The following is a 9,030-nucleotide window of genomic DNA, read 5'->3' on the forward strand; positions in this document are numbered from 1 at the left end:
CCCCCTCCTCCCCACCCCGCCGCGTCCGTTTCCCACGGCGCGTATCGAACCAAGGAGCCCCGGTATGCCCCCGACCGCCGACCGCCACGCCGCTTCCGCCCCCGCCACCACTGACCGGCGGCCACCACTGACCGGCGGCCCCCGGGCGGCCGGCTCCGACGGGCCGCCCCCGGCCCGTTCGGCGTTCATCCGCCGAATGGGCCGGACGGACTGACGGAGGGTCACCCGCAGGAGTGCAAGTTGCCGCCGTTCGGTGGAAGTTGCTCGCCCCGACCGGCGCGATATTCCTAATTTGGGGCCCCCGGAAGGGTGATCGACGGCCGCGCGGGCGGGCGTCAGCGGCACCGGATGCGGATCAGTTCCCCCGGCCGGGGGAGAGGACCATGCGCCATCCCGTCGTCCGCCGACCGCTTGCCCGGCTCGGCCTGACGCTCACCCTGCTCGCCGGACCGGCCCTGCTCACCGGGGCCGCCCCGGCCACCGGCAGTCCGCCGACGTCCCCGTCGGCCCCGCCGGGCCGCGCCGCCGCCGGACCCGTCGCCGTCCTGCTGGAACTCGCCACCGAACCGGTCGCCCCCGCCTGGCGCCGGGCCGGGGACGAGGCCCGGCGCAACCGGCGCTCCCCGGAGGCCGTCCGGGGCGAGGCCGCCCGGGCCGGCGCCGCCCAGCGGACCCGCGCCTCCACGGCGCTGGACCGCCTGGCCGACGCCGTCCACGACGCCGTCCCCGCCGCCCGGGAGCTCTACCGCACCCGCACCCTGCTCACCGGCCTCGCTGTCAACGCCCCCGCCGACCGGCTGCCCGCGCTGCGCACCCTGCCCGGGGTCGCGGCCGTGCACCCGATCGTCCGCAAGCAGCGGGACAACGCCCACTCGGTGCCGGTCACCGGCGCGCCCGAGGTCTGGACGGGCGGCTCCTCCGACGGCGGCCCGGACGGCGGCGACACCGGCCGGGGCGTGCGGATCGGCGTCGCGGACAGCGGCATCGACTACACCCACGCCGACTTCGGCGGCCCCGGCACCGAGGAGGCGTTCCGCTCCGTCGACGGGGCGAAGCCCGCGCCGGCCGCCCTCTTCCCGAGCGCCAAGGTGTCCGGCGGCCGCGACCTGGTCGGCGACGACTACCAGCCCGACCCGTCCTCCCCGCACTACCAGCCCGAGCCGCACCCGGACGAGAACCCGATCGACTGCGTCCGCAACGGCCACGGCACCCATGTGGCCGGCACCGCCGCCGGCCTCGGCGTCACCACCGACGGACAGCCCTACCGGGGCCCCTACCGGCCCGGCCTGGACCCGGCCGGCTTCCGGGTCGGCCCCGGCGCCGCGCCCGGCGCCCAGCTGTACGCGATCCGGGTGTTCGGCTGCGACGGCTCCACCGACCAGCTCGGCGAGGCCCTCGACCTGGCCGCCGACCCGGACGGCGACGGCGACCCGAGCGACCGGCTCGACGTCCTGAACCTCTCGCTCGGCAGCCGCTTCGGCGCCACCGACGACGCCGACGCCCTCGCCGTCGACCGGCTCGCCGCCCTCGGCACCGTGGTGGTCGCCGCCGCGGGCAACGAGGGCGACGTGTACGCCATCGGCGGCAGCCCCGGCACCGCCGCCAGGGCGCTCGCCGTCGCCGCCTCGGTCGACCCGCACAGCGACGCCGACGGCCTCACCGTGCTCGACCCGCAGCCGCTCGCCGGGGTCGTGCCGGCCCACTGGAGCGCCCGCTACCAGGACTGGTCCACCGCCGACGTGGCCGGGGAGCTCGCCCTGCCCGCCGACCAGCGGGACGGCTGCGCGGCCTTCTCCGAGGCCGACCGGCAGCGGATCGCCGGGCGGATCGCCGTGCTCGCCTGGAGCACCCGCGAGTCCGAGCGCGCCTGCGGCTCGGGCCCGCGTGCCGACCACGTCGCCGAGGCCGGCGCGCTCGGCGCCCTGCTCGCGGCCGACGACGACCACCTCGCCGAGATCGCCGGCAACGACCGGGTCCCGCTGGCCCTGCTCGCCCGCGCCGACGGCGAACGGCTCCGCGCGGGCGCCGCCGCCGGCCCGGTCCGGGTCCGCCTCGCCGCGCCCGGCAACCCGCTGCACGGTGTTGTCGCCCAGGACCAGCCGCAGCGGCTCGACACCCTCACCGACTTCACCTCGCGCGGCATCGGCGTGCCCGGAGTGGTCAAGCCGGACCTCGCCGCCCCCGGCGAGACCATCTGGTCGGCCCGGGTCGGCAGCGGCACCGGCGGCCAGCGCGAGGACGGCACCTCGATGGCCACCCCGCACGCCGCCGGCCTGGCCGCCCTGGTCCGGGCGGCCCACCCCGACCTGACCGTCGAGCAGGTCAAGGCCGCGCTGATGAACACCGCCGGGGACACCTGGCTCGGCGACGGCGGCACCGGCCCGGTCTACGGGCCCGAGCGCACCGGCGCCGGCCGGGCCGCCGTCGACCGGGCCGTCCGCACTCCGGCCGTCGCCTACGCGGCGGGGGAGGGTGCGGTGGAGGGCGCCGTCGGCGTCTCCTTCGGCCCGGTCGCCGTCACCGGGCCGCTCGCCCTGGTGCGCGAGGTCGAGGTCCGCAACCTGTCCGCCGCCCCGGTCGCCTACCGGACCGGCTACGCGGCCGCCACCGAGCTGTCCGGCGCCCGCTTCGAGCTCGCGCCCGACCGGATCGAGGTGCCGCCCGGCGGCACCGCGCGGGTCCGGGTCACCCTGAGCGTGCCCGGCGCGCTCGGCCGCGCCCCGGACCCGACGATCGCCGCCGTCCAGGGCGGCCGGGCCCGCAGCTACCGGGGCGAGCTCTCCGGCCGGCTGCTGCTGACCCCGGACGACCCGGCCGTCCCCGGCCTGCGGGTGCCGCTGTTCGCAGCCCCGCGCCCGGCCACCGACCTGGCCGCCACCGCCCCGGTCCGCACCACCCGCTCCGGCGCCGTGGTCGCGCTCACCGGTACTGACGCGCCCGGCCTGCTCAGCGCCTTCGCGCTCGGAGGGGAGGGCGCCCGCTGGGCGGACTGCCCGCCGAACAGCGGGGCGGCCGTCGGGCCCGGCGCGGGCTTCGTGCCGGAGGGCAGCACCGAGGAGGCCGAGCACCTGCGGGACGTCTGCGTCGAGCGCCCCGGCGACCGCGCGGCCAATCTGCGGGCCGCCGGCGCCGCCACCGACGCGCCCACCGTCGCCGGGGATCCGCTCACCGAGGGCCGGCTCTACCTCGGCGCCCAGGTCTGGGCCCCGGCCGCCACCCCGGTCGGGCTGTTCGGCGTCCGGGCCGTGCTGGACACCGACGGGGACGGCGCCACCGACGTGGTGATCAAGGCCGACCGGATGCGCGGCAGCGACGTCCTGGTGGCCCGGACCCTCGACGCCCGCACCGGCGCCGAACTCGACGTCCAGCCGCTGAACGCCCGCTGGGGCGACACCGACACCGCCCTGCTGGACTCCGACACGGTGGTCCTGCCGGTCCGGCTCGCCGCCCTCCCGGGCGTCCGCGCCGGGCACAGCACGGTCCACTACGCGGTGTGGACCGGCCTGGCCGGCGCCGGGCGGGACCCGGCCGACGCCTTCTCCGCGATCGGCCTGCGCGGCACCCGCCCCACCCTCGCCGTCGACGTCCTGCACCCCGCCGTCGACATCCGCACCGGCCCCGGCGGCCCCACCGCCCTGGCCGCCCCCGTCCACCCCGCCACCCTCCTCGACATCCGCCGCACCGACGGCGACCACTCCCGCGTCCTCCTCCTCCACCACCTCAACCCGGACGGCCGCCGCAGCCAGATCCTGACCCTGCCGTAACTCCCCCCCCGAGGGAGCGCACAGCGAAGGCTGCGCGCTCCCTCGGCGCCATTGGTCGACCGCGATCCACCATCGATCGGCATCGATCTCACCCGATCGATGCCGATCACGCCCGCTGTCCGAATGGCGGACGCTGGATGTCAGGCTCTGGGATGCCGGAGTAGCCTCCGAGCATGTCTCGCACGATTCGTCTCGCAGTCGTCCCCGGTGACGGTATCGGCCAGGAAGTGGTGGCCGAGGGCCTCAAGGTGCTGGAGGCGGTGCTTCCCGCCGATGTGAAGCTGGAGAGCACCGAGTTCGACCTCGGCGCCCGGCGTTACCACCGCACCGGTGAGACCCTCCCGGACAGCGTCCTGGCGGAGCTCAAGGCCCACGACGCGATCCTGCTCGGCGCCATCGGCGACCCGAGCGTGCCGTCCGGTGTGCTGGAGCGGGGGCTGCTGCTGAAGCTGCGGTTCGCCTTCGACCACCACATCAACCTCCGGCCGGGCCGGCTCTTCCCGGGCGTGAAGTCCCCGCTGGCCGGCGAGCCGGAGATCGACTTCGTGGTCGTCCGCGAGGGCACCGAGGGCCCGTACGTCGGCAACGGCGGCTCCCTGCGCACCGGTACCGAGCAGGAGGTGGCCACCGAGGTCAGCCTCAACACCGCCTTCGGCATCGAGCGCGTGGTGCGCGACGCCTACCGCCGGGCGCAGGCGCGTCCGCGCAAGAAGCTGACCCTGGTGCACAAGAACAACGTGCTGGTGCACGCCGGCCACCTGTGGACCCGGATCTTCGAGCAGGTCGGCACCGAGTTCCCCGAGGTCACCACCGACTACCTGCACGTCGACGCGGCGACCATCTTCTTCGTCACCCAGCCCGAGCGGTTCGACGTCATCGTGACCGACAACCTGTTCGGCGACATCCTGACCGACCTGGCCGCCGCCGTCACCGGCGGGATCGGCCTGGCCGCCAGCGGCAACATCAACCCGAGCGGTGCCTTCCCGTCGATGTTCGAGCCCGTGCACGGCTCGGCGCCGGACATCGCCGGCCAGGGCAAGGCCGACCCGACCGCCACCGTGCTGTCGGTCGCCATGCTTCTCGACCACCTCGGGTACGCCGCCGAGGCCGCCCGGATCGAGGCCGCGGTCGCCGCGGACCTCACCGAGCGGACCGGCACCCGTACCACTGCCCAGGTCGGCGACGCGCTCGCCGCCCGAGTATCCGCCTAGGAGGCCGGGACCCCGACAAACGGTGTTCCGGCCCGGTGGGCCGGACCCCATAACGGCAGCTTGCGGTTCTCCAAGGAGTCCGCGACTGTTCGGCACGGCCCTCTGGATGCGAGTATCGACAGTGGGCCGTGCCGTCGTGCGTCCGTACCGGAGTGAGAGTCCGGGACGAGCACCGGCGGAGGCGGCCCGGACCAACCCCACGGTGAAGGACACACAGCCATGAGCACGCCCACCCAGGCGCCCATCACGTTCGACCTCAAGCCCTCCGCGCACCCGCTGCCCCAGGCGGAGCGCGAGGCCCGGCTGGCCAACCCGGGCTTCGGGCGCGTGTTCACCGACCACATGGTCACCATCCGCTGGACCGAGGGCGTGGGCTGGCACGACGCCCAGCTGGCGCCCTACGCGCCGATCGAGATGGACCCGGCCAACATGACCCTGCACTACGGCCAGGCGATCTTCGAGGGCCTCAAGGCCTACCGCCAGGCCGACGGCTCGATCGCGACCTTCCGTCCGGAGGCCAATGCCGCGCGCTTCCAGGCCTCCGCCCGCCGGCTGGCGATGCCGGAGCTGCCGGTCGAGGCCTTCGTCGAGGCCGTCGAGCTGCTGGTCCAGCAGGAGCAGGCCTGGGTCCCGAACGAGCCGGAGCAGAGCCTCTACCTGCGCCCGTTCATGTTCGCCACCGAGGTCGGTCTGGGTGTCCGGCCCGCCAACTCCTACCTCTTCATGATCATCGCCTCCCCGGCCGGCGCCTACTTCCCGGGCGGCGTCAAGCCGGTCTCCGTCTGGCTCTCCGAGGACTACGTCCGCGCCGCCCCGGGCGGCACCGGTGCCGCCAAGTGCGCCGGCAACTACGCCGCCTCGCTGGTCGCCCAGGCCGAGGCCGCCGCGAAGGGCTGCGACCAGGTCGTCTGGCTCGACGCCGCCGAGCACCGGTGGATCGAGGAGATGGGCGGCATGAACCTCTACTTCGTCCTCGGTGAGGGCAAGGACGCCCGGATCGTCACCCCCGAGCTGTCCGGCGCCCTGCTGCCCGGCATCACCCGTGACTCGCTGCTGCAGCTCGCCACCGACCTCGGTTACGCGGTCGAGGAGCGGAAGATCTCCACCGAGGAGTGGAAGCAGGGCAACGCCGACGGCACCCTCACCGAGGTCTTCGCCTGCGGCACCGCGGCCGTGATCACCCCGGTCGGCTCGGTGAAGTCCCGCGGCGGCGACTGGACCGTCGGCGCCGGCGAGCCCGGCCCGGTCACCATGGAGCTGCGCCGCTCGCTGCTCGCGATCCAGGGCGGCCAGGCCCCCGACACCCACGGCTGGCTGCACCGGATCGTCTGATCCCGCTCCGCCGGGCGGGCCGCTCGTGGAGCCCGCCCGGCCGCGCCGCCCCGGCCCGTCCCGGCCCGCCCGTTCCGGATGCCGAGACGGGCGGGCCGCTCCGCGGACGATGTGCCAGACTGCCGACGTGTCCTCGCTTTCGCTGATTATTAGCAGCAGGCGCGCCGGTCCGCAGTGACCGCTCCCGCACCACCCGATGCGGAGCGACCACCAGCGTCCAGACCCGCGCGCAGACCTCTCGCACCCGCGAGGGGTCTTTTTGTTTCCCCCGGACCGGCCGGAGCCCCCACAAGGGGCCGAGGGACACCGGGCGCGCGCGGGATGCTGGACAGTGGAGCCGGGAATCAGAACCGGCAGAGCAGTACCCGACCTCCCGGAACGGAGACCCAGGGTCATGACCCAGGCGAGCAACCTCCCCGACGACGCGTTCCACGTCTTCGACACCACCCTGCGCGACGGCGCCCAGCGCGAGGGCATCAACCTCACGGTGGCCGACAAGCTGGCCATCGCCCGGCACCTGGACGAGTTCGGCGTCGGCTTCATCGAGGGCGGCTGGCCCGGCGCCAACCCCCGGGACACCGAGTTCTTCGCCCGCGCCGCCGAGGAGCTGGACCTCCGGCACGCCCGGCTGGTCGCCTTCGGCGCCACCCGGCGGGCCGGCGGCAGCGCCGCGGACGACCCGCAGCTCGCCGCCCTGGTCAACTCCGGCGCCCCGGTGATCACCCTGGTCGCCAAGGCCCACGACCGGCACGTCGAACTGGCGCTGCGCACCACCCTGGACGAGAACCTGGAGATGGTCCGGGACAGCGTCGCCCACCTGCGGGCCCAGGGCCGCCGGGTGTTCATCGACTGCGAGCACTTCTTCGACGGCTACCGGGCGAACCGGGACTACGCGCTGGCCGTGGTCCGCACCGCCCACGAGGCCGGCGCCGAGGTGGTGGTGCTCTGCGACACCAACGGCGGGATGCTGCCCTCCGGCGTGCGCGACACCGTCGCCGACGTGCTGGCCGCGACCGGCGCCCGGCTCGGCATCCACGCCCAGGACGACACCGGCTGCGCCGTCGCCAACACCCTGGCCGCGGTCGAGGCCGGCGCCACCCACGTCCAGTGCACCGCCAACGGCTACGGCGAGCGGGTCGGCAACGCCAACCTCTTCCCGGTGGTCGGCGCGCTGGAACTCAAGTGCGACCGCCGGGTGCTGCCGCCCGGCAGCCTCGCCGAGATGACCCGGATCTCGCACGCGATCGCCGAGGTGGTCAACCTCGCCCCCTCCACCCACCAGCCCTACGTCGGCTTCTCGGCCTTCGCCCACAAGGCCGGACTGCACGCCTCGGCGATCAAGGTCGACCCGGACCTCTACCAGCACATCGACCCGGAGACGGTCGGCAACACCATGCGGATGCTGGTCTCCGACATGGCCGGCCGCGCCTCCGTGGAGCTCAAGGGCAAGGAGCTCGGCTACGACCTCTCCACCGACCGGGACCTGGCCGGCCGGGTGGTCGCCAGGGTCAAGGAGCAGGAGAACCTCGGCTACACCTACGAGTCCGCCGACGCCTCGTTCGAGCTGCTGCTGCGGGACGAGGTGCGCGGCCGCCGCGAGCGCTACTTCGCCCTGGAGTCCTGGCGCACCATCAGCGAGCAGGGCCCGGGCGGCAGCGCGGGCAACGAGGCGACGGTCAAGCTGTGGGCCAAGGGCGAGCGGATGCTCGCCACCGGCGAGGGCAACGGCCCGGTCGACGCGCTGGACAAGGCGCTGCGCACCGCGCTGGAGCGGATCTACCCGCAGCTGGCCAAGCTGGAGCTGGTGGACTACAAGGTCCGCATCCTGGAGGGCCAGCACGGCACCGGCTCCAAGACCCGGGTGCTGATCGAGACCACCGACGGCACCGCCACCTGGTCCACGGTCGGGGTGGCCGACAACGTGGTGGCCGCCTCCTGGCTGGGACTGGAGGACGCCTACACCTACGGCCTGCTGCGGGCCGGCCTGGAGCCGGACGCGGCCCAGGGCTGATCAGCCCGCCGCGGTGACACGACGGCGCGGCCCGGGGACCGGAGGGTCCGCGGGCCGCGCCGTTCGGCCGTGCGCCGTCGTACGGTGCCCCGGGGTCACCGCAGCCGGGCGAGGAGGGCGTGTTCGACGAGGGTGATGAGGGCGCTCTTGGCGCTGTCGCGGCGTCGGGCGTCGAGGGTGATGACGGGGGTTTCGGTGCTGAGTTGGAGGGCTTCGCGGACTTCGTCGGGGGTGTGGGGCTGGTGTCCGTCGAAGCCGTTGAGGGCGACGACGAAGGGGAGTCCGCTGTTCTCGAAGTAGTCGAGGGCGGGGAAGCAGTCGGCGAGGCGGCGGGTGTCGACGAGGACGACGGCGCCGATGGCTCCGCGGACGAGGTCGTCCCACATGAACCAGAAGCGGTCCTGTCCGGGGGTGCCGAACAGGTAGAGGATGAGGTCTTCGTCGAGGGTGATGCGGCCGAAGTCCATGGCGACGGTGGTGGTCGTCTTGCCGGAGACGTGGCTGAGGTCGTCGATTCCGGCGGAGGCGCTGGTCATGACGGCTTCGGTGCGCAGGGGGTTGATCTCGGAGACGGCGCCGACGAGGGTGGTCTTGCCGACGCCGAAGCCGCCTGCGACGACGATCTTCGCGGAGGTGGTGGCGCGGGTGGGGGCGGCCGCGTTAGAGCTTGCGAAGTCCACTGAGGACCCTTTCGAGCAGCGTGACGTCGGGC

The 9,030-nt window shown here is 74.8% G+C and carries 5 protein-coding genes; 4 read left to right on the forward strand and 1 reads right to left on the reverse strand.

The window, feature by feature from the left end; genetic code table 11:
• Positions 1 to 383 precede the first annotated feature (383 nt).
• From VR45_RS37105 to cimA, 4 genes are all read left to right on the forward strand, one after another.
• On the forward strand, positions 384 to 3,764 hold the full coding sequence (locus VR45_RS37105) for a S8 family serine peptidase (protein ID WP_045944344.1): 3,381 nt from the start codon (positions 384 to 386) through the stop codon (positions 3,762 to 3,764).
• A gap of 173 nt (positions 3,765 to 3,937) precedes the next feature.
• Positions 3,938 to 4,975, forward strand: a complete 1,038-nt coding sequence (locus VR45_RS37110; protein WP_045944345.1) for a 3-isopropylmalate dehydrogenase — start codon at positions 3,938 to 3,940, stop codon at positions 4,973 to 4,975.
• Between the two features lie 219 nt (positions 4,976 to 5,194).
• Complete coding sequence (locus tag VR45_RS37115; RefSeq protein ID WP_045944346.1) at positions 5,195 to 6,307, forward strand: branched-chain amino acid aminotransferase; 1,113 nt, start codon at positions 5,195 to 5,197, stop codon at positions 6,305 to 6,307.
• 394 nt (positions 6,308 to 6,701) lie between these two features.
• Complete coding sequence (gene cimA / locus VR45_RS37120) at positions 6,702 to 8,318, forward strand: citramalate synthase (protein WP_045944347.1); 1,617 nt, start codon at positions 6,702 to 6,704, stop codon at positions 8,316 to 8,318.
• 95 nt (positions 8,319 to 8,413) lie between these two features.
• Here the strand turns inward: cimA and VR45_RS37125 are convergent, their stop codons facing one another.
• Positions 8,414 to 8,998 (reverse strand): ATP/GTP-binding protein, encoded by a 585-nt coding sequence (locus VR45_RS37125; RefSeq protein ID WP_045944348.1) that lies wholly within the window; start codon positions 8,996 to 8,998, stop codon positions 8,414 to 8,416.
• Positions 8,999 to 9,030: the final 32 nt, after the last annotated feature.

It is taken from the genome of Streptomyces sp. NRRL S-495 (assembly GCF_000966955.1).
GTDB classification, from domain to species: Bacteria; Actinomycetota; Actinomycetes; order Streptomycetales; family Streptomycetaceae; genus Kitasatospora; species Kitasatospora purpeofusca.

Bases quoted from the DNA above. Each gene is read 5' to 3' on its own strand.
- VR45_RS37105 (WP_045944344.1), top strand. From the start codon at position 384: ATGCGCCATCCCGTCGTCCGCCGACCGCTTGCCCGGCTCGGCCTGACG.
- VR45_RS37110 (WP_045944345.1), top strand. From the start codon at position 3,938: ATGTCTCGCACGATTCGTCTCGCAGTCGTCCCCGGTGACGGTATCGGC.
- VR45_RS37115 (WP_045944346.1), top strand. From the start codon at position 5,195: ATGAGCACGCCCACCCAGGCGCCCATCACGTTCGACCTCAAGCCCTCC.
- cimA (WP_045944347.1), top strand. From the start codon at position 6,702: ATGACCCAGGCGAGCAACCTCCCCGACGACGCGTTCCACGTCTTCGAC.